Source organism: Parabacteroides sp. CT06 (assembly GCF_002257605.1).
In the GTDB taxonomy this organism is placed as follows: domain Bacteria; phylum Bacteroidota; class Bacteroidia; order Bacteroidales; family Tannerellaceae; genus Parabacteroides; species Parabacteroides distasonis.
In genome coordinates this window covers 5004626-5027736 of the sequence record NZ_CP022754.1, presented here as the reverse complement: position 1 = coordinate 5027736, position 23111 = coordinate 5004626, and the positions used below count along the sequence as shown (strand labels likewise).

Genomic DNA, 23111 nt, shown 5'->3' with positions numbered 1-23111 from the left:
ATTATATATAAATAGACCCTAAAAAACACCCAAGACATACGATCAATCATATCCGGGATTTTGCGGAAATATAGTAGGATCATTTATGATTTGAACCTGACTTAAAGGTATCGGGAATACGGTCATATAAGGAGCCATTCCCTTATCTTTCATAACCTCATAAGCCTTACCGGTTCTCACCAAATCAAACCAACGGACACCTTCGAAAGACAGCTCCAAACGTCTTTCAAGCACAATAGCGTCTCGTGTCTCAGTCTGGGACATCGTATTGGGATACCCCTCTAATCCTGCTCTAGTACGCACTTGATTCAAAAAAGGAATCGCTTGTTGAGGCTTACCATTTTCATTCAATGCTTCAGCATACATCAACAAAACATCCGCATAACGAATTACCTTCCAATTCGCTTTACTATCAGCTCGAACAGGTGAACTATCAAAATACTTCTTCGTATACGTCTGGTTCGTACTTGTAGGTAACGCATGGAAAACAGAATCCGCATCATAAAAGCCTCCCGGAACACCAACTGTCACCTCTTTCCGAGTATCACCCGGCACAAACAGGCTTATCAATTCTTGCGTCGGATTGTTATATTCTTGTCCTGCCCCTGTAATATTGAAGAACTCATTCATCTCACTGAAATTAGGAAAGAACGCAGTCGTAAAAGTACTACCCTCTCCAATACCGGACTGGTACTCTATATCAAATATATATTCACTATGATGTTCCGATTTGGTATAATCAAAAAGATCCTCATAATTCGCTAATAGTTGATATCCCATAGTGGTTACCTCTTTTAATTTACTCTCTGCATTCAAAAAGTCTCCTTTGGTTAAATAAACCCTTCCCAACAGGGATTTAGCGGCTCCACTAGTGGCCCTTCCAACCTCATCCCCTGAGCATTTTGCCGGTAAAGCGGATTCCGCAGCAATGAAATCTGGAATGATAATCGTCTCATACACATTTTCAACCGGTTCCCTAGGGACCCTGTAAGAGCCCTCAATACTAACCGGGGTGGTAACCGCAGGCACAGCTCCAAATATTCTCACCAAATCAAAATAAGCCAAAGCCCTAAGAAAACGAGCCTCCCCGATATAGCGTTCCTTATTAGGAACAGCTTCTATCTCGGCCTCCTCTATCTTGGCTAAGATTGTATTTGCCCGATAAATAGCGGAATAATAATCTTGCCATGTCGATTTTATCACACCATCACTACTGGTGATCGTAAAAAGATCTGAATAAGAAGGGCTGTTATTCTTATAGATTTGCATCCAAGAATCATCTCCTCTTATATCCCCAAATACATAAAAATTCTGATACAAGTCTTGAAATACACTATACGTAGCCGTTAAAGCATCTTTAAAATCCTTATCCGTCTTATATAATATATCTACACTCACTGAAGATGTCGGAAGTATATTGATGAAATCATTAGAACATGAAATAGCTAATGACGAAACCAATACGACAATCATGCTTACTACTTTTTTCATACTATTTATCGTATTAAAATGAAACATTTATTCCTATTATAGCACTCTTAGCCAACGGATAATTATAATTCATAACACCGGGTGTCAACGGATTATTTCCATCACCAACCTCTGGATTAAAATCACGGAATTTGGTAATGATAAATGGATTCGTCAGCGTTAAATAAAGCTTTAACGCACTCATACCAGCTTTACTGATTAACTGCGTTGGGAAATCATAACTAAAATTGATATTATTAACCTTTAAATAAGAACCATTATCCAAATATCGCGTGGATTTTTCTCTCACTCCTCCTGTTGGAAGGTTATTCGGACGAGGACTTTCTCCATCACCCGGCTGTTCTTCCGATACCCAATAATTTTTCACGGATTCGTATTGCTTATAACGTGCTCTTGTATACAGCTGCGCATCACTGCTATTAAATACCTTATTGCCAAAGGAACCTTGGAGGGCGATGCTTAACCCGAAGTTCTTATATGAAAAACTGTTTGTCATTCCAAAATAAGCTTTAGGATAAGGGCTTCCCATAATCGTCTTATCATAGGTATTGATTACACCGTCAGGAACGCCGTCAGGACCACTGACATCCTTAAACCGGACATCACCGACATGCGATCTGTCGGATGAACCTGGCGCCCATATCGGTCCGGCATCCAGTTCCGCTTGATTCATAAAGACACCATCCGTTATATATCCGTAAAACATACCCATCGGTTGTCCAATTTCAGTAATATGATTCGTTCCGATAATAGGAGCTCCGTCCGGGCCTAACTTTAATACCTTGTTTTTAAACGACGAAATGTTGAAATCAGTTGTCCACTCGAAAGCCCCTTTCAAGTTCAACGTACTTAAAGTCAATTCCCATCCTCTATTCTCGACTTCTCCTATATTCTGAAGAGACGTATTAAAGCCTGTAATCTGGGGAACATATACGTTCAATAATAGATTGTGGTTTCTTGTAATAAAATAATCGGCCGTTAGATTAACCCTACTATTAAAAACACTTACGTCCAAACCGACATTAAACGCTCTTTGTTTCTCCCATGTCAATAAGGCATTCTCGATATTAGCCGGAGCGAATCCCCCCACCCCTTTGTCTGCTAAAACATAAGACTCATAATCTATAGTCGCGATATGAGCATAATTACCTATATTATTATTACCCGTCTCACCATAGCTAGCTCTTAACTTCAAATTTGTAATCGCCTCTACAGACTTTAAGAAATCCTCCTCTGAAGCACGCCATGCTAAAGCCACAGATGGGAAATAACCATATTTATTACTCTTTCCGAAGCGAGAGGACCCATCGGCACGGATAGAAGCCGTGATATAATACTTTGAATCATAATTATAGTTGACCCTAGCCAGATAAGAAATCAAAGACCACTCATTTTCATCCGAATTTCCGGCATAGATATCATTACTAACAGCATTCAATGTGTAAACCAGATTATTCGGATAACTCATACTTCGCAAATAATTCGACTTATTCGTTTCTTTCTGAGTGGTATATCCAACTAACGCCGATAAATTATGCTTCTTAAAGCTTTTCTGATAATTCATTGTCCACTCCGTTATCCAATTAAGCCTATCCGAGCGCTCATCCGTTCCATCTGAAGAGTTTGAGAACACATCTAATTTGGGGATAAATGAATATTTATGTCTATTCACGACATTAGCCCCCAACATAGCCTTGAAATTCAGGCCTTCAATAATCTTAATATCCATTTCTAAGTTAGCCAATGTCCTATATTGCTCATTTTTCCTTTTTATCTCATAAGCCTGTGCCAAAGGGTTCCACACATTATTGGTAGCGTCTTGTCCAAAACCACTAAAGTAAGATCCGTCCTCATTATATAATGGATACCATTTAAGCCAAGTGGTAGCCGCACCTAAAATACCCTCAGACTCCGCAGCACCTCCCGAAGCTAAAATATTCCTTCCATTTGAATAGGTGGAATTCATATTAAACTTCATAGAAACACGATCGGACAATTTTGCGTCCAAATTAGCACGAGCAGAGAATCTCTGAAATTTATTGGTAACAATAATACCTTCTTGCGATGTATACTCCCCACTAACCGCATATTTTATTTTTTCATTGCCTCCTTGTACTGACAGATTATAACTTTGTTGCGGAGCAGTCTGAAAAATCTCGTCGTACGCATCCGTATTATAAGGATTCGTCCCGTTCAATACATCCATCACAGTCTGGGGAACCGCATAATTCCAATCCTTACGAGGATCGCCCGATACATCATATCCGGCATCTAAATTCTGGTTTTTTATCCCTTCATAATAATACTGGGCTTGTTCTTCTTTACTTAAGAATTTAGGAGTCCTTAATACTTTTTGCCAGCCATAGTAAGCGTTCAAGCTTATCCGGGCTTTCCCTTCTTTTCCCCGTTTCGTTGTTATAAGAACAACACCATTTGCGCCTCTGGAACCATAAATCGCTGTGGCGGAAGCATCTTTCAGTATATCGATGGTCTCGATATCGCTCGGATTAATCATAGAGATATCATCTCCCGGGAATCCATCTATTACATATAAAGGCTCCATTCCCGCAGAAATACTACCCACACCCCTGACACGGATCAAGGGAGCAGCACCAGGCTCGCCCGTAGTCGATATAACCTGTACTCCTGCCATTTTACCGCTCAAGGCCTGATCAATTCTCGGCACGGCCAAATCTTGCAAATCATCAGATTGTATTTGGGCCACAGAGCCTGTAAGGTCTTTTTTCTGCACAACACCATAACCCACAACCACGACCTCTTCCAAGGCTTGTGAATCCTCTACCAATTTAATTGAATAAAAAGACGCATTATTCAAACGTCTCTCAAGTGTTTGATAACCAATATAAGAAACCTGCAATGTAGAGCTTGGATCAAGACTCAGCGTGAATTCTCCGTCTAAATTCGTTACCGTACCATTTGTCGTACCTTTTTCGATGACATTAGCTCCAATAATAGGCTCACCGGAAGCGGACAGGATTTTTCCTGTTATTGTCTTCTTCTTTTGTAATGTACCGGTAGTTGTTTCTTTTGGCTTAGATATCGACAAAACAATATAGTTTCCATCCATCTCATAATGAATATTCGTCCCTTCGAATAATTGGGTTAAAATACTTTGAATGGAAGATTCCCATGTATCTACTTGATATTTCTTGTGTACATCAATATCTTTTGTATACACGAATAAAAAATTGGACTGTTTCTCAATCGCATTTATGATCTGCCCTAAAGGGATCTCTTTTTCATTAAAAGATAATTTCAAGCTTTGTGCATAGGAAATTTCCGTCTGCACAACAAATAAACCTAGGAATAACACCCATATAGGAATACATTGAATTCTAAATAAGTGTTTAAGCAGAAAGCTTTTAAAACAAAAGCTCTCCAGAAATGATTTTTTCTTCATATCTTTGAACGTTTTTAAGATTAATACAGTTAGAAATAATTGTGTTAGTTCCAGCCGATAGATGTTCCAGCATCTATCGGCTTTTTGGTATTAGATATCTTATTTTCTCGTCATAGGCAAAATATTTTTATATTAATACTCGGTTAACTAAATCTATTTAAAGGACCTTTATTTATAGTCGGATTTTAATTGATACATACAGTTGTTTTATTCTCGTCCCACTCGAAAGTATAATGACCCTCTTTTTGCAAGAGACGAAGAGCATTATCGATACCGTCGGTAGTACGGAACTTACCACTAAAAACCTTCTCCTTTACCGCCTCATTATTGATCAAGATACGAACCCCGTAATTTTTCTCTAATTGTCGCATTAAATCAGCGAACCGGGTCTCTTTAAAACAAATCAAGCCCTCTCTCCAGCGATATACATCGTAATTATCAATAGGAGACTTACATAATTCCCCATTTCGGAAAGCCACTTTCTGGGCAGGATACAATCGTACCGACTTATCCTTATTTTTCCGATCCGTCACCTCAACGGAGCCTTCCATCAATGCCGTCGTAAACCCTTCCATTCCCTTATAGGCCTCAACATTGAATTTCGTTCCTAAGACCTTTATATCAAAAGTTTCCGTATGTACGATAAAAGGTTTAGAGGCATTATGCTCCACCTCAAAATAAGCTTCCCCGTTCAGATGAATCTCCCGGGTCGATCCAGAGAAATAAGCAGGATAGATGATTTCCGAGCTAGCGTTTAGCCATACGCTTGTACCATCCGGTAACTGAAGGTTTACCCGCTGACCGACCGGTACAGTCACGATATTATTCGCCAAGCGTATTTCCTCCATTTTCCGTACATAAATATATCCTCCGACTAAGAACATTACTAATATTACAGCCGCAACGCGAAGTAATTCCATGAAAACAACCCGGGTTCGTTTCTTACGGCTTTGTACCGATTGCCTATCCGTAATCCCCCCGGACACAATCATCGCATCAAAAACCATACGTTCCCGTACTAGCACCTCCTTATGTTTCTCAGACTCATCCAGCCATTGTCCTATAAGCCTCTGTTCCTTAGGAGATGCCTTTCCTTCAAAAAACTTATATAATATATCACGTCTCATGTCTCTATTTATAATCCTCATTTATATATAAAGCAAACAAGAAACAGAGAACCCTAAATGTAAAGCTGTATTTTTTTGAAATTTTTTAGCACCAAAAGAAAAGCCATAAAGGGAAATAATCAATTAACATCTTTCTCAAGATCTTCAATGTTTTAGTTATATGATATTCAATGCTCTTGATAGATAATCCTAAAGCTTCAGCGATCTCTTTGTTACTCTGATTCTCATAGCGGCTCCTTATGAAAATCTCTTTAGAGAGAGAAGGTAAGGAATCTATCGTTTCTGTCGCGATCTTCCGTAACTCTTCCGAGAATAAAAACTCCGGCTCACACGCTTCCAAGGTCATAATCCGAAGCTGGAGTTCCCATGCGTTTTGATCCTGCAATTGTTTTACGATATCCTCACGGGTTCTTTCATGCCTCAAATAATTCAAACACTTATTTTTCACGATAGTCAAGACGTAAGCCGGGATATTTGACTGATGGCTCAGATTCTCTTTATTCTCCCAATAATACAAAAGGCTATCCACAACGATATCTTCCGCCACAAACTCATCCCTAACATACATCTTTGCGAAAAAAACAAATCGAGCTTTATATTCACGGTAAAGTTCGTTAAACATACGTATGTCTGATGAGATTTCCGTCATGATACAATTATCTTAAATTTTAAGAGATAACAAAGCATACTAAAGGAACAAATCAAGCCCTTTAAGATGCCCAAATATAAGGAATTAATATCAAAGCCTCATAATCATTCCAGAGCAACCTCATCGAAAGTAAGGGATACATATGTTTTTAAAAGACAATTCGCGAAATACGGGACTCATCGCTGAATCCCGTATTTTCCATTTACATAAGACTTTACTTTGGAAAGTAACCTATTTTTTCCTTGTACATTTGATTACTTCCTGATTAATATATTTAACCTTCTCCAGATCCATCTTTTCCACCTTTCGGTCATAAGTGACCAAGCCGTTTATCTCATGTTCCACATCTGTAGTCTGCGTATAGATGGCCGTGCTTAGTCCGAAATAGTTTATCATCTGCTCTAGCTCGGTAAGCATTAATACATAGGTATCGGTCAGGACCTCTCTATTCAACATCATCTCATAAGCGTCATTGCGTACAGGCCACATATGCCCACGCACAAATAGACCTTTTCCTCCGAATTCGCCAAGGGACGCAGCACGTTTATCATCGGGACGGGGGATCGCCTTAGGCTCGATCTTGCCATAATGATGCATATCCACGAAATCTCCATTTCCGGGATCTCCATAAGCTTTCCGATAGCCCGGAGCGTAATTATATCCCGACATACCGTTTACCCAACGATTCGGATCGTACTTTTTCACCCAAGCGGTGATGTCTGTCGCTTCAAAGGCTCCCCAATTCTCATTAAACGGAACCCACATCACGATAGAAGGCGAGCTGACGTGTTGGTCGATCATCACTTTCAATTCGTCACGGAACTGTTTACGAACCGACACGGAATCCGCATCATCCGGCTCCCAAAGGTTCGGCATATCTTGCCAAACCATTAGGCCAAGCCTGTCACAATGATAATACCAACGTTGAGGCTCTACTTTAATATGCTTGCGTATTACATTAAAACCCGCACGTTTCGCCAGTTCTATATCATACAACAAAGCCTTGTCGGTAGGAGCAGTAAATGCGCCATCGGGCCAATAACCTTGATCTAAAAGACCGATATGGAAAACAAACTCCCCGTTCAATAAAGGCCGAAGCACACCATCTACCTTTCCCATACTAACAGAACGCATACCAAAATAAGAAGATACCTCATCTATTATCTCACCCTTTCGATCTTTCAACTGTAATTTCAAACCATACAAGAAAGGATCATCCGGGCTCCATAGACGGGGCTCCCGGATAGGTAAGTAAAAACTCATATTGGAATTTCCTTCGGTTCTTGCCACCTCTGAAGTACCATTATCCGCGATAGCCGTTACCTTTAACTCCTTATCCTCCGTATAAGCAATTACTTCCAACCGATTATTTTTTAAATCGGGAACAAGCTTAATCTGAGAAATATATTGTTTCTCTACCGGTTCAAGCCAAACGGTTTGCCAGATACCGGAGGTAAAAATATAATCTCCACGTGAGCCGTTCTTGCCCGAAACGGCCCGGCCGTCGTTAGGATCATAAGCACCTACCACAAGGACATTTTCACCGGATTTCAAATAATCAGTAATATTTAAACTAAAAGCATCGTACCCTCCCGTATGGGTACCCACCTTCTTACCGTTGACAAACACGGACGAGATCCGATCTACAGCCCCAAAATTCAACAATACATGCCTGCCCTTCCATGCTTGAGGAACAGAGAAGCTACGCTTATACCACAGACAAGTATCACCCCCACGGGCTATACCGGATAATTCCGATTCCGGAGGATACGGCACACGTATCTTTTCTACTTTCGCGGGAAAGGCTGGAGGAGTGGTCGCCGTAACAGGATCAAGCAGGTCTTTTCCTCCCATATAATCCCATATACCATTCAGATTCAACCATTCCGAACGCACCATCTGTGGACGCGGATATTCCGGTAAAGGAATCTCAGCCTTCAATGCCTCCTCTGTCCATGGGGTAGGCAATGTGAACTTCTCTAGGATTTGCGCCTTTACGGGTAAGAGATCTCCCCCAAAAAGAAAGGAGCAAAGAGCTAAACAAACAACGGTAATCTTTTTCATAAACCAACTATTTAAATAATTCCGGATAATATTTCCGGATCAAATCTTGATCTTCTTTCTCCAACTTATCGATCAAGACCGGCTTATCTTGCGGACGGAGGGCTTTTTGATTGATTTTGTTGATCAAGCTCCAATCCTTAGCCGGTTTCTCCGGGCTGGGATCGGCAGGTTCATGGGCTTGCAAATCATAACGGGTAAAGTCGATGACGTAAGCCGGGGAATTTTTCGTATGCCAATCACGTAATAAGGCCAAGCGGAATTCCTTATTCATAAACCATTTTATCTCCAAATTATTATAAGAGTCTCCCAAACCAGAGCCTCGTTCTACGAAGCGATAGTTCCAGTCGTCGTTCGATTTATATTGTTTTCTCCAAAGTTCGCCAAATTCTCCGAACGTAACGAAATGAGTATCCGGCCAGCGTTCCTTGGTACCCGTTACCCACATCTTCATGGCATCACAGATGAGATCCTTCCCGAACTCATGTACCATCTGCGCCTCCCAGATATTGGCGACCCAGCCAAAGCCATTCAACTCAAGACCTTTATCAAAGTGAATCGCTTCCGTGTGCATCACCTCACGATGCCCTAAGTCGAGCCCCCAACCTTTGTACGTCTCGATCGGGCCGACACCTCTACGGCTGTTGTATCCATCGATACCATGTCCGGTCTGTCCGCTACGGCGGGCACAGATAAAGTCCATCGTCCAGCCATCCAGATTCACGCAATCGATGAAATCGCTTTTTCCCTGCGCCGGCTTGCAAAAGTGTTCCGTCGAGGGATAGAAAGGATAAGAAGGAGAACCGTCAGCACCACCACCGTCTATATTATGCTGGCTCCAGATCACGGCGTGCGCCACATGGATGTTCTCTTTCTCCGCCAGATATCTCAAATTATCGGCCGATAAGAAACCTCCCATAATTGATTGCGGACGATAACCATTTCCTACCATTTTAGAAATGATCTCTATCGCCTCCGACATCTCACGGTTTACCCGCTCACGGGGTAGATACATCGCCGGAAAATAACCGGGGAAATAAGTAACCTCATCCCCATATTTCTTTTGGCACTCCACTACGTAATCACGGATCTCCCGGTAATTCTTCCGTCCGTCCTCCAAGGCATTCATCGTGAATCCCCATGTAAGACGACCGTTCGGGTTATTCATGGCGAAGGCCTCCCGCAAGGCACGTACTCCCTCAAGCGTATGCCAATCCACCTCATCGCGGGGATGTAACTTGACATCCCGGGAGACTTCCCAAGGCGTCGTACGTATCATGATACATAAGGTGACAAAACGATTTCCTTCTATCGTCAGCGGTTCCATATTCGCCGGGACGACCACAGGATCTGCCGCCCTTAATTGAAAACCACTGAGCACAGCGACCATCCATACGACCGCCCATTTTCTCCAAGCTAATATATTCATATCATTATTTCTCATGTGTACAATTTAATCTCGTATTTGTACAATCTATTACTATTTCCTGATCCGACGGAAGTATCCTAAAGGCATAATCCGAACCGGATTCAGGTTTCCTTATATGGCCTTTCTCGCAAGTGATCACGTAGTTGAAACCATCGAAGCTAGCGTTGACCGCCTTATCCTCTATAACGGTGAAAGGTAGCTCCTTCCCTGCTGCGACCTTTAGCTCTAAAGCCCATGAGAGGTCCGCCTCCTTTGACAGAGCGGCTACCTCGAAGCGGGTCTCATAGAAAGTGATCTTGAATGGATGGCCTTTTGAGTCTTCGGCGGAAACTACCAAGGTATCCTTGCCTATCTCCGTCACTACCGGATGATCCAAGGTAAGTTCCTCCTTATCTCCATCCTTGTCTAATCGGACGATCCGAAGCCCGGCACGATCGAGTCCCTCGCTCCACATGAATCCGTCCACGACGGGCAAGGTATAGAACAAGAACTGGTTCCCGTCTCCGGGCTTTTCCAGATAAGCGGACTTATAGCCTTCGTCGAAAAGATGGATATCCCTAAAGCGGAAGGTTCCCCTTTCCCACAATAAGTTCGCCCGATAATAACGGCTGTTAAACCAGACCGTCTTATTTCCTTCTCCACGGACATCCGTCAACGTGGTGACAGCCGTCGGCGGCGTAACCTTGAAGCATTCCTTGAACCACGCACCGGATTCGCCCAGCGTCTCCACCCGGATCTTATTTTCCTTCCTCAAGGAGTCCAAGATAGGGATCTGCATCTCCAGTCCCTTGCTCATATTACTCCACGTGAAAGAGTTCTCCTGTCCCGCTTGCGCATAATTGAAGGCCAGACAAGGCTGGTTCACGATCGATTCCAAGAAATAATCCACCCAGCGGCGATCCATGCCCGCCTTCTCATACACGGGTTCCAAGGAGATCACCCCTTGACGCTCTTGTCCCAGACCATCATCATACTGATAAATAGGATCACTGCCCAGCATACGGAAAATAGGAACGGGGATTTGCCCCTCCTCGGTCTGCGCCGGCATATAGGCGTTTACCCGGCTCGGGTAATAGGCTTGGTTCCAGTAACCACCCCATAGGGTATAACCATCCGTCCCCACTTGGTCCTTGCAGTTGCACGACGCCACGATCTTATATTTATCGTACATATAGCCCAAGGTATGCGCGTCGATAAACCAAGAGCCGACCGATTTCGGGTACGTGCCGAATATCTCCTTGAACTTCGCCATATAGACATCCACCAGTCGCTCCCGTTCTTCTTTCGTATATCCGGTGCTGAAAGCGATATTCGCGTGCGAGACCCAAGAATGCTCGCCACGCCACTTGATCCCGGCGGCCTCGATCTGCGGTTGCGTAAGTTCCCACCAAGCACCGATCTCGGAGTGAGCATTGAGTTTACTTTTCAACAGATCTTGGTACAACGGGTTGATCAACGCATCGTACTGTAATAAAAAGGTAGCCGGTAAATCATATTTATTCACCAATTTCACTTGCTCACAAACCGTCTCGTACAATAAGCTATCGGCGTTCTCCACCCGGTAGTCTGTCTGGCGGATGAAATTGATGATGTTGATAATACGGGGAGCAGCCGCACTCTCAACCAGTTTCTCTCCCGCGCTACGGCATCCCGCACAGCAGAAGACGATAAAGCATACAAGACCTATCTTCTTTATGAATGACATTCGATTCAATTTTAAATTCATTTACTCTCATAAAATATTCTAGAAATGGCATTTCACCGGTGTAAAATCATTTTTAGAGATCTAAAAAGCATTTCGCAAGGGTGCAAAGCCATTTCTTAAACCTAAAAATGGCATTTCACAAGCGCAAAGTCGTTTTTAGAAATCTAAAAGGTACTTCGCGAGGGTGAAAAGCCATTTCTTAGATCTAAAAAGGCATTTTACACCAGTGCAAGGCCATTTTTACCGGAATATAAGGCATTACCCTACCACCCCGGGTTGTTCGGAGCCAAGTTCGGGTTCAGATACAACTCATCCAACGGAAGGGAATAATAGTAATGCTTCGGGGTCACAAAGTTACGATTCTCCGCCGGTTCCACAATCAAGAAACCATTTTCGTCTGTCAAACCGGGATTTCCCTCGTTCAAGACATCCAAGTTCTCGTATTCCGAACCTTTCAGCTTAATACCTTTTATGGCACCTATCAATTCCGTCTCAGCCGTCTTCCAACGTCTCAAATCATCCCTGCGGAAGCCTTCGAACGCTAACTCGATCGTACGTTCCCGACGGATCTCCGTCCGCATATCCAACCCATTGCTCTTCACGAAAGCGTTGGTCAAAGGAGGCATCTCCACGCCTTTCCGGGAACGGATCACATTGATCGTCTTGTTCAAGATGTCATCGCTGATCGCCCCGTCTTTCTCGTAAGTGGCCTCAGCCAATATCAGCAATACCTCCGGATAACGGATGATGTGATAATCATATACATCCTTGTCAGAAGGAACGGAAGTCTCCGCCATATATTTCCACAACTTATAACCCGTACGTGTCTCGGGACGTATGGTAAATTGCGGCGGGCAAGTCAAGGCGCCGTCTTGCGGACTGATATAGTCGGTTCCGGGCATCAAGAAGGTCTGTTTCATACGAGGGTCACGATTCTCGTATTCGCTCTTGATCGTGGCATATCCCTCAAATCCGGAATTAGCGTTCTCAATTGGCAATCCCGTACTCTTACACAAATACATATCTGCCAGCTTACGGGTAGGCGTCCCTCGCCATCCCCAATATACAGGGCATGCGTCGCTATGGTGGCGGATATCCGTCTCGTACCGACTGTCGAAGATACCCTCTTTTGAATTATCGCCCGCATTGATAAACAAGTAGCGGTAACTCTCCTCACCAGAGCCTTCATATAAAGCATACTCACCACTATCGATCACTTTTGTAGCGGCATCGATCGCTTGTTGCAACAACTGCTGATAGTCCGAACGGTGCTGGTGATACTTCGCCCACGTCCCGGCAAACAAGGCAACCCTCGCTTTCAACGCCAAGGCAGCGCCTTGGGTTACACGTCCCGCCTCATCCGAGCTTAACTCACTTTGCAAGGGTAGTTTAGCATACACCTCGTTGAGTTCCGACAAGATGAAGTCTTCCACCTCCTGTTGCTTATTCCTAGAACCATACAACTCCGGGGAATCTACGGTAAGCACCTTCGTCAAGATAGGGATATCGTTGTATTTCGCCATCAACCGAAAATGCGAGTAAGCACGAAAGAAACGGGCCTCAGCCACATACCGCTCGATCTCCGAGGGATCGCCCTCGTACGTCTGGCTCTTCTCGATAATCATATTGCTCTGACGCAGGTCTATGAAAGTAGAGTCCCATAGAGCATCCGTATTCGGGGCGATCAACGTACCGTTGCTCGTCGTATTCTCGTTCAACTCATAGGCGATATCGCTATCCGTATCCTTCGTGCCGAACGTCTCGGTACGTGTGTAGAGCCAATTGACCTCTTTCTCAAAATCATCCGGGGTTTTCCAGAATAGCTCGTCCGGCATATTATCTTTTGGCAACAGGTCTATATCTTGGCAACTTGACAAGAACAAAGCGGAAACAATAAAGCTTCCCAATATTATCCGATAGTTTTTCATGACTTTTCGCTTTAATTTTTAAAATACGACATTTATACCAAATGAATAATTACGGGTAAACGGATAGGAAGTAATGCTACCGCTGTTCTCCTCCGGGTCCCAACCATTTGGCGTGTTATGTACCTCAAATAAATCCTCGCCGGAGAAATACACCCGCACCTTCTGCAAACCGGCCTTCGAGGTCAAAGTCTGCGGGATCGTATAACCGAACTGCAAGTTTTTCAAACGGGCATACGCAACGTTAAACTTCGTGTTCGTAGATACATAATAATTGTAGTTTCGTTTATCCTTCAACGTGATCGCCGGATATTGGGCATCCGTTCTTTCCGGGGTCCAAGTCTTTCCATACCAATACTCGGCGGATTGATACCATGCCTCTGGCATCGGGCATCGGCTCTCCCCTTCCAAGAACATCGTCCTACGGCCGACTCCTTGTATAAAAGCGCTCAGATCGAATCCCTTCCAAGCCATACTCAGGTTAAAGCCGAAATTATAACGAGGGTTCTTGTCACCCAAGTATTTCACGTCACCGGAGCCTTCTTTGCCATCACCTAATACGGATAGCTTCCCGTCTCCATCCAAGTCCTTGTACATAGCGTCACCTACGCTCAAGTCACCCGGGATACCCCCTTCCGAGAAACGAGATTTATACGCCTCCAATTCTTGTTCATTCTGGATGATTCCATCAAATTCATATCCGAAATAGGAATTCAACGGATATCCGGTCGGAGTCTCGTTATTACCTAATTGGATCAGGTTACTTCCAACCCGATCCACGACCTTGTTTTTCGCGTCACTGATATTAAAGCGAACCGAGTAGCTGAAATCCTTGATCTGATCCCTCCAGCCTAGAGAGATTTCCCATCCATGAATACTTAAATGGCCGCTGTTCGTGCTCGGAGCGTCCGCACCTAACATAGAAGGATAGGTCTTCGGGATAAGCATGTTCTTATTCTCTTTCCAGAAGTAGTCGAACGATCCATATAAACGGTTATTGAGCGTCGAGAAATCAAATCCCACATTGGTTGTCTGGATCGTCTCCCATGTACGAGAGGTAGAAATAATATTTCCAGACGTAGCCATTTGTCCTTTCACGCCAGTCCCGAAAGGATAATAATCGTTCGATAAAGAGATTAATTGAATATAATCATACAATCCGATACCGGACTGATTACCCATCTCTCCGTAAGAAGCTCTTACCTTCAAGTCCTCGAACCAACCTAACCGTTTCATGAAACCCTCTTCTCCGACACGCCAAGCCGCGTTTACACCCGGGAACCATCCCCAACGGTGATCCGGATCAAAGCGGGAACTACCATCCGCACGGATCGTTCCTTCGATGACATATTTATTGGCAAACGTATAATTCACTCTGGAAAAGAAAGAATTAATCGTCCACTGATTTCCCTCGCTCCAAGCGTTTTGATCTTGAGCGCTACCCAATTGCAAAGACATATTTTCTTGTTGGTCGAAGTTAATACGCTTCGCCGTGAACCGATCATAGTTCTCAGACTCATGGGAAGTACCGACCATCACGCTTAAATCATGCCGGTCATTGAAGTTCTTTTTATAATCGGCATAGAGCGTGAAGTTCTTGGATAAAGTTTTCTGGTAACGACGCTCCGCACTATTCGGCGTACGTTTCTCCCGAACCTCGTTATTATCCCAATCGTAATTGATGATTTTCTTGTTCGTCACGTTCTCATCCTGATCATACTTACGGATCACGGCTTGCCCCACCAATTGTAATCCGTCGATCACTTTCCAGCGTAATTGGTTGTTGACCGTTATATTACCTGTAGTCTTATTCACCATACCTCCCTCTTCCAATACTTGGGCCGGATTATCAAATCCCTCGAATGTATAGAAAGTTCCTGACGGATTGTACATCGGAGTCCAAGAGCGAGTCTTATAAATCAGCTCCCATATATTTTGTCCTTCCGTCAAACCCGAGGAATAGTCCCTGTTGCTTGCCTCATAAGCTAAATTAAGATCGTAAGTCAAGTTCTTGAAGATCTCGACGCTCGATTTAGCACGTACGAAGTAACGCTTGTTCACATCCTCACCAAATTTAGGGATACCTTCCTCACGCTGATGGCCTAAAGACAACATATACGAGTATCTCTCTCCACCGCCGGAGATATTGACATTGTAATTCTGCATATTACCATTGCCAATAAGCATATCATTCCAGTCTTGATCCTTGAAGAATTGCGGATAACCGGTCCAACGCCCCCATTCCGCATCGGGCAATACCAGATCACTATTCTGCCGGATCAATTCCAATTGGTCTCTCGTGTATTCTGGAGTGAATGATCCATCCGTGATCTCCAAGGCCATCTCCGCATGTTGTAATAGATTCGCAGGTTTCCTTAACAACGCAGGAGTCTTAATAGAGTAATATGCATCAAAAGCAACAGATGTCTTCTGATTGCGCTTACCACTTTTCGTTGTCACCAGAATAACACCATCCGAGGCACGAGCACCGTAAATAGCGGCCGTACCATCTTTCAATACGGAAATATTCTCGATATCGGAAGGGTTGATCATATTAATATTTCCCTCCGCTCCATCAATCAAAACAAGGGGAGTACCACCGTTGATAGAAGAGACATCACGAACCTTCATGGTCATGTCCGAACCCGGAGCGCCTCCGGTACGTGTAATCGTCAAGCCAGGTACTTCTCCCTGCAAAGCCTGAGCCGCATTCTGAACCGGACGAGACTCAAACGCTTTTGCGTCGGCCGTAGATACGGCACCACCCAAGTTCGCTCTTTTTACCGTACCGTAACCGACAACCACAACCTCATCCATCTGCAAGGCATCTTCCCGTAACTTCACGTTCAAATTCGCTTCCTTGCTGGGACGCAATTCCGTCATGGCATATCCGATGTAAGAGATTTGAAGGACACCGTTTTCCGATACCTCTATCGTAAACTTTCCATCAAGGTCCGTAACCGTTCCGTTGGTAGTACCTTTCTCAACTACGTTCGCACCGATAATAGGTTCTCCATTCTCGTCGGTCACTACACCTTGCACTAAATTCTTCTTTTGCAAAACGGCTTGTGAGGAAGGGGCAGTTTTCTCGTTTTTTGTAGAGGGATTAATCAAGATGAAATTATTCTCCGTAATCTCATACTTTACGCCTTCCCCTGCAAAAAGACGCTTCAAAATGGTTTCCACCGTCTGCTCTTTCACATGTACAGATACTTTTTTATTCAGGTTAACCTTCTCGCTCTCGTAGATAAAACGGAAGCCAGACTGTTTCTCTATCCTGAAAAGAACCTCTTTTATTGTCTGGTTATTAACGTCCAAAGACAACTTTGTCTCTTGCGAATAGACAGAGGCCGAGATCTGAAGTGAACATGCGATAGAGAATAATGTCGTCAATCTCATAATAGACAAAGTTTTTTTAAGGACCGGAGACTCTTCCGGCCTTGCTATATTCCAAAAATTCATATATTTGTAATTCGATTGTTTGTTAACACTAGTGTTACGAGCACTAATTTTAATGATCAAAAAGATGACGGGGAATGTTCCAGCATTTCCCGTTTTTCATGTGTATTCATGCGATTCTTGTTCTTTACTTCATAGGCAGACTTTATTTAGAGGTTATACTTATATTTTTTCCTTTCACGTTATAACTTATATCACTCAATCGGGATAGTACACCCAATATATCCGTTATGGTTTCCTCCTGTATGACTCCATCGTAATGTATGCTATTCCCCAAATCCTTTTGAAGATGGATGGTTACATCGTACCTCCTCTCCAGATATTTACAGACGGAAGCTAGCGGCATATGATCCATATAGAGTTTATCTTCCAGCCAACTGTACGAATGAGATAACACGCCCGATACCGGTCTCATCCGGTTGGTTTGCTTATCGAAAACCGCCATGTCTCCGGCGTTCATTAGTAATTTCTCATTCCCATGATCCAGCTCGATACAACCTTCCACCAACGAGGCTTCAACTGTTTTTTCATCCGTGTACGCTTGCAAATTAAAAGAAGTACCATGTACCTTTAAGCGCAATCCATTGTTCATCTTGATCACGAACGGTATCTTGTTCTTCGAGACATCGAAGAAGCCCTCTCCTTGGAAATTCACTTCCCGGATCTTCTCCTTCGCATTATAGGAATACGTAATATCAGATCCAGAATTCAGCTTAACAACGGAACCATCCGGCAAGACCACCTCCGATCGGCTTCCGTAATCAGCGGTCATTCGAACCAACATTTCCGGCTGTTTATCAAATACTCCCATTTTCGAAAAACCAAGGACAAGCAATAAAGTAGCTGCCACTCCTGAAATAATATATCCGATATTCACCAAGCGTTTCCGCTTATTATATCTCTTCTTATTGATACGATCGATCTTATCCCATGCGTATTGAGCATTAAAAGTTTCTTGCTCCAGATAAGAGCCTGTTTCTTTCCAGATCTCTTTATACCGTTTAAAATCTTCTTGATTAGACTCATCCTCAGCCAACCATTCATCCAGAACCGGATCCACGATCTCCTCATTCATCCTCTCCGATAAATGGTCAACGATGTGTTCTCCTATTTGCTTTTTCTTCTCCATGAGTCTAGTCTTTATTTAAATGACACCACAAATAAAAAAAGGTCCTATACGAACCTTGAAAATTTTCTCATTATTTTATACCTCCTTCATCTCCAGACATTCCTTCAACTTCTGTAAAGACATCCATATTTGATTTTTAATTGTTTTCACGGATATAGATAGTTTCTCCGATATTTCTTTCTGCTTCAACCCTTTTACCCTGTGAAGAAGTAACACTTCTCTACTCCGACCCGGCAAATGGTCTATACAATCATAAAGAGCGATCCTAAACTCTTCTGTTTCCAGTTGATTATCCTCATAGGATAGAAGTAATAAGTCTTGATTCTCTGATAAACTTCCCGTCTGCACCTTTGATCGGATAAAGTTCAAGGCCAGATGTTTAGCCATCCGATATAAATATCCTGATACATTTTCCTTTATCTCTATTCTCCCCCTATTTTTCCATAAATTCAAGAAAAGCTCTTGAACAACATCCTCCGCATCATTTCTATCCATCAATAGACTATACACATACTGACAAAGACGCCCGTAATAACGATCAAACAGTTTATTATAACTGATATAATCATTATTTCCGATCGCTAGCATTAAGACCTTATCGGCATGAACTTCCTGCATATAATCTTCATTTATCATGAATATTCACAATCGTCTTTACAGGTAAAAGAGTTTCGGCAAGACTATGGCTAACAAAAAGAAGAACGAAGATATAAAGCGAACAAATTCAGTTTGTAACCGAAGTTTAAAAAGATGCTTAGTAAAGAGATCTGAGATTTCAGGAAAAGGAGAACTGGATTATAAATATATGTGGTAGAATAATTTACAGTTTATCAACAAAACCATAGTCTTGCCGAGACTCAGTTGAAATAGATCTCAGAAGGATATTTTACAAGAAATTAATCCTGCCTTTCCACAAATCTCCTGTGACGCAAAAGTAGGAAAATTATTATTTGATTGATTATTTTATCATTCTTTTCATATAAGATCATCTTCCCTTTTACTCCCCAGCAAATAAAAAGGGAAATATCTCACGACACTTCCCTTTTACCATGAATCTTATGTTTGAATTATTTTACTTCTACTACAATCATCACAGGGAAATGATCAGATGGAACACGAGCTACATGTTTTTGCATGGAGACCTCCTTCGGAAAATTCGCATTTTGCTCATTCTTCGCATCTTTCGCTTCCGAACGATATGTATCCGTCAAGACACCATATTTTTTCACATCAAACTCTTTCGTAAGGAATAAATGATCGATACGACTGTCTGTTTTGCGATCCGCATGGAAGGCATTAAACGTGCCGTTGGGTACATACCGGAAATCCGCTATCTGATAAGAATCCCGCATAATACCGGAATTGTCCAGTAATAAGTAGGATTCATTATGTTGATCCACATTAAAATCACCTGTTAGAATCGCCGGTAGCTTCTCCGGAAATTCTTTCAACTTCTTAAGGATAAGTTTCGCGCTTTCCGCACGGGCCTGTACACCAATATGATCCATATGTAAGTTAAAGAACAAGAAAGTAAAGCCGGTTTGTTTATCCCGAAATTTACCCCATGTGCAAATACGGGGAAGAACGGCATCCCATCCCTTATTAGGGCGATCGGTTATCGTAGACAACCAAAAGTCCCCATGATCGAGCACCTCGAACTTTCCCGTACGATAAAATATGGCAGAATATTCACCAGCTTGCTTACCATCATCACGTCCTACCCCGATATAATCATAACCGGGCATCGCATTCTTTAGATCTTGCAACTGATGATATTTACCTTCTTGAGTCCCAAAGATATCAAAACCATGGAACTGCACCAATTGGGCAATGTAGGGATAACGTTGTCCCCAGCCATTCCCATTCGTCGAGTCTCCCGCATTCGCATTACGCAAATTATAGGTGGCTACTACCATTGACTCCGCTTGTAACGCAAATACGGAACAAAGGACAAATAAAAAAGAATAAATTAGCTTCTTCATACCTTTTATCATAAAATTAAATCCACATCAATAAATTAGAACTCTGCCTCTATCATTATCGGGAAATGATCCGAAGAGAAATGCCCATACTGGCACTCGTTCAAAGTCCCATATTTATTTACCTGAATACCTTTAGTGACGAAAATATAGTCAATCCGGTTTTTCATCGGGGCATTCAAATTGAATTGGTTTGTCGTTCCTACCGTCCCATAGGGTGGTGTTTTTGAGATTTCCCGTGAGTCCAACAGTAAACCATCGGATTTCAGTATTTGTATAGGCTCAGAATCCGGCGTACCATTGAAATCACCTACACAGATAGCAGGGGAATCCCCCGCTATCTTTTTAATATTAGCCAACATTATCAAAGCAGACTCATGACGTGCCACCTTACCGATATGGTCAAAATGAACGCTGAAGAAATAAAATTCCTTTCCCGAAACCTTATCCTTCAACTTCGCCCAAGAACAAACCCTCCGGCATTGCGCATCCCAGCCAAAAGAAGGCTTATCCTGTGTCTCCGACAGCCAGTAATTTCCTGAGTCCAATAATTTAAACCGATCTTTCTTAAATAAAACCGCGGCATGTTCCCCAGCCTCTTTTCCGTCATCCCGGCCTACGCCGACATACGTGTACGTATCATCTTTCACTAATTCCTTCACTTGGTGAATCAACCCTTCTTGAATCCCAAAGACATCAAAATCATGGAAATGAACCAAAGATACCGCCATGTCTTTGCGGTGTACCCATGAATCATCCTTATCCCCCTCATTATCATACCGCAGGTTAAAACTACCCACGTTCAGTTTACACTTCTGTTGTCCGGATATCCCTATGCAGAAAGTAAATAAAGAGATAAACACTATAATTAAGTTTCTCATGATACCCCCTTGATTACCAGCCCGGATTCTGGCTTAGATTCGTATTGAACTGAATTACTACCTCCGGTATCGGATATAAGTACTGACGAGCCGGCCAGCTACGTCCGGCGTAATTATACTCCATCAAATAACCTCCTTGAACCGGCTTCACGTTAAGCACATTACTCTTATTTGTACCCACATAGACACCAATCGCAGCATACTTCTCATCAGCGATCTTATCCGTATCATAGAAATAGGCATCATAATTACCATCGCCATTCACATCCAACGGTTGGTTAAGTGATGGGATAAAGATACCTTCCCAAGGATCGTTCACCCAAAGATCGCAACAATTCCAACGTTTCAAATCATTTAGGCGCAAACCTTCCAGACAAAGTTCAATACCACGTTCGCGACGGATCTCCAACAAGGAAGGATCAGAGATCGTCGGGTAATAAGAAGCGATATAAGGCTCTGCGGATGACGGACGGGTTGTCAATGTACCTGTCTGTGGTGTGCCTCCCGTAATTCCCGCACGAGAACGAAGCGCACCTATCGTAGCCGCCCAATCCGCATCAGTCAGTTCGCCTAATTCAGCCTTAGCCTCAGCATAGTTCAACAAAACCTCAGCATAGCGCATGATAGGAATGTCATTATCATTCGTAGCCGCATCATCGTAAGCCACGTCATCCATGGCAAACTTCGTAAACTGATATCCCGTCAATGTATGTCCCGTAAAATTAGCCGCGGTCGGCTCATAAACACCAGAAGCATTCTTGCGGGTATAATCCGCTCCCCGGATCGTCTGGTTCAAGCGGGTATCACGTCCTGTTGTCTCCTCCACGAAATTCTTATAGCTTCCATCCGCTTTTTTCTCGACATAAGGCGTACCATCCGCATTCAAGTATGACAGCATAAATTTACGGCTCATGCATAAGTGTGGTCCGTAAGTAGAGGAATTATACCACCAATTCTGCTCACCCAGTCCTAACACCTTGTCAGTCTCGATAGCCATCATTACCTCCGTGGTAACGGCCTTATCGGCAATGAAAAGTTCGCGATACGCTCCACGGCCATCGCTATAAGCACCCGAAGTATAAAGTTTGTACGGTCCGTTATCCATAACTTCCTTAGCCGCCTCAGCCGCTAGTTTATATAAATCTTTGGCCGAATATTCCGTACATCCCGTACGAGCGATATCCAATTGGTCAGCGGCATGGTATTTACGCCAAGCAGCCTCAAACAAGCAAACACGAGATTTGAAAGCGGCAGCTGTCCATTTATTTACGATCGTTGAATTATGCGTGACATCCTCTTCCAATATATTCGTATACGCATAATCCAAATCCTCCAAGATATGCCCGATAATCACATCACGTGTATCACGCGGGTTATAAAGATCCGGGTCTTCAGCCTCGTTAAATACCTTATCAATCCAAGGTACCTCGCCATATTGTACCAATTTATCAAAATAGAAGCGAGCACGGAACAAGCGTGCGATACCATTATAATTGTCACGGATAGTCGTGCTTAGTGACTCATTCACGTTATTCTCCAAAAAGAAATTTATATTACGAAGAGCGGACCATGACCAACTCGTCGCGCTATTCGTAGTATAAGCGCCAACCTCCATACCACCCAAGGAATTTTTCACCCCATAATCTGCCGTAGCATCACGCCGGAAAGCGCTTCCTCGGGAAGGCAAGACATTGTAAAATGAGTACGTATACGTCTTCAAACCATTCTCGGAGCTAAACACCATATCCACAGAAGCCTCCGACTTTGGTTCCTCATTCATCTCGCACCCCGAAAATACAGCCAAAAGTGCCACCAGACCGCTTAATAGTATATTCTTTTTCATTTCGTATAATCT

14 protein-coding genes are annotated in these 23111 nt (G+C 43.1%); all 14 read right to left on the bottom strand.

Annotated elements, in window-relative coordinates; genetic code table 11:
* Nucleotides 1–42: 42 nt before the first annotated feature.
* On the bottom strand, nucleotides 43–1491 hold the full coding sequence (locus CI960_RS21825; protein WP_005860171.1) for a RagB/SusD family nutrient uptake outer membrane protein: 1449 nt from the start codon (nucleotides 1489–1491) through the stop codon (nucleotides 43–45).
* 13 nt (nucleotides 1492–1504) lie between these two features.
* A complete protein-coding gene (locus CI960_RS21820; RefSeq protein WP_198285348.1) occupies nucleotides 1505–4801 on the bottom strand; it encodes a TonB-dependent receptor in 3297 nt (1098 codons plus the stop codon).
* 296 nt (nucleotides 4802–5097) lie between these two features.
* Nucleotides 5098–6039: a FecR family protein gene (locus CI960_RS21815; protein ID WP_005860175.1), complete on the bottom strand. Its 942-nt coding sequence runs from the start codon at nucleotides 6037–6039 to the stop codon at nucleotides 5098–5100.
* A gap of 85 nt (nucleotides 6040–6124) precedes the next feature.
* Nucleotides 6125–6688, bottom strand: a complete 564-nt coding sequence (locus tag CI960_RS21810) for an RNA polymerase sigma-70 factor (protein ID WP_005860177.1) — start codon at nucleotides 6686–6688, stop codon at nucleotides 6125–6127.
* A 231-nt stretch (nucleotides 6689–6919) separates the two neighbouring features.
* Nucleotides 6920–8752, bottom strand: a complete 1833-nt coding sequence (locus CI960_RS21805) for a glycoside hydrolase family 2 protein (RefSeq protein WP_005860178.1) — start codon at nucleotides 8750–8752, stop codon at nucleotides 6920–6922.
* A gap of 7 nt (nucleotides 8753–8759) precedes the next feature.
* The gene (locus CI960_RS21800; RefSeq protein ID WP_005860179.1) at nucleotides 8760–10193 is read right to left on the bottom strand and encodes a DUF3863 domain-containing protein; all 1434 of its coding nucleotides are present in this window, start codon (nucleotides 10191–10193) and stop codon (nucleotides 8760–8762) included.
* The gene (locus tag CI960_RS21795) at nucleotides 10183–11883 is read right to left on the bottom strand and encodes a hypothetical protein (RefSeq protein WP_005860182.1); all 1701 of its coding nucleotides are present in this window, start codon (nucleotides 11881–11883) and stop codon (nucleotides 10183–10185) included. The genes CI960_RS21800 and CI960_RS21795 overlap by 11 nt, the downstream gene beginning before the upstream one ends.
* A gap of 263 nt (nucleotides 11884–12146) precedes the next feature.
* Entirely contained in the window at nucleotides 12147–13811 is a 1665-nt protein-coding gene (locus tag CI960_RS21790) for a RagB/SusD family nutrient uptake outer membrane protein (RefSeq protein ID WP_005860183.1), read from the bottom strand.
* Nucleotides 13812–13829: 18 nt separating this feature from the next.
* Nucleotides 13830–17270, bottom strand: coding sequence for a TonB-dependent receptor (locus tag CI960_RS21785; RefSeq protein ID WP_005860185.1), 3441 nt, complete (start codon nucleotides 17268–17270; stop codon nucleotides 13830–13832).
* Between the two features lie 142 nt (nucleotides 17271–17412).
* Nucleotides 17413–18396 carry a FecR family protein gene (locus CI960_RS21780; RefSeq protein WP_005860187.1) on the bottom strand — a complete coding sequence of 328 codons (984 nt, stop codon included), beginning with the start codon at nucleotides 18394–18396 and terminating at the stop codon, nucleotides 17413–17415.
* A gap of 75 nt (nucleotides 18397–18471) precedes the next feature.
* Nucleotides 18472–19014, bottom strand: coding sequence for an RNA polymerase sigma factor (locus tag CI960_RS21775; RefSeq protein WP_005860189.1), 543 nt, complete (start codon nucleotides 19012–19014; stop codon nucleotides 18472–18474).
* 449 nt (nucleotides 19015–19463) lie between these two features.
* Nucleotides 19464–20378, bottom strand: a complete 915-nt coding sequence (locus tag CI960_RS21770; protein ID WP_005860191.1) for an endonuclease/exonuclease/phosphatase family protein — start codon at nucleotides 20376–20378, stop codon at nucleotides 19464–19466.
* Nucleotides 20379–20413: 35 nt separating this feature from the next.
* Entirely contained in the window at nucleotides 20414–21256 is an 843-nt protein-coding gene (locus CI960_RS21765; protein WP_005860194.1) for an endonuclease/exonuclease/phosphatase family protein, read from the bottom strand.
* A gap of 13 nt (nucleotides 21257–21269) precedes the next feature.
* Nucleotides 21270–23099: a RagB/SusD family nutrient uptake outer membrane protein gene (locus CI960_RS21760; protein ID WP_005860196.1), complete on the bottom strand. Its 1830-nt coding sequence runs from the start codon at nucleotides 23097–23099 to the stop codon at nucleotides 21270–21272.
* Nucleotides 23100–23111: the final 12 nt, after the last annotated feature.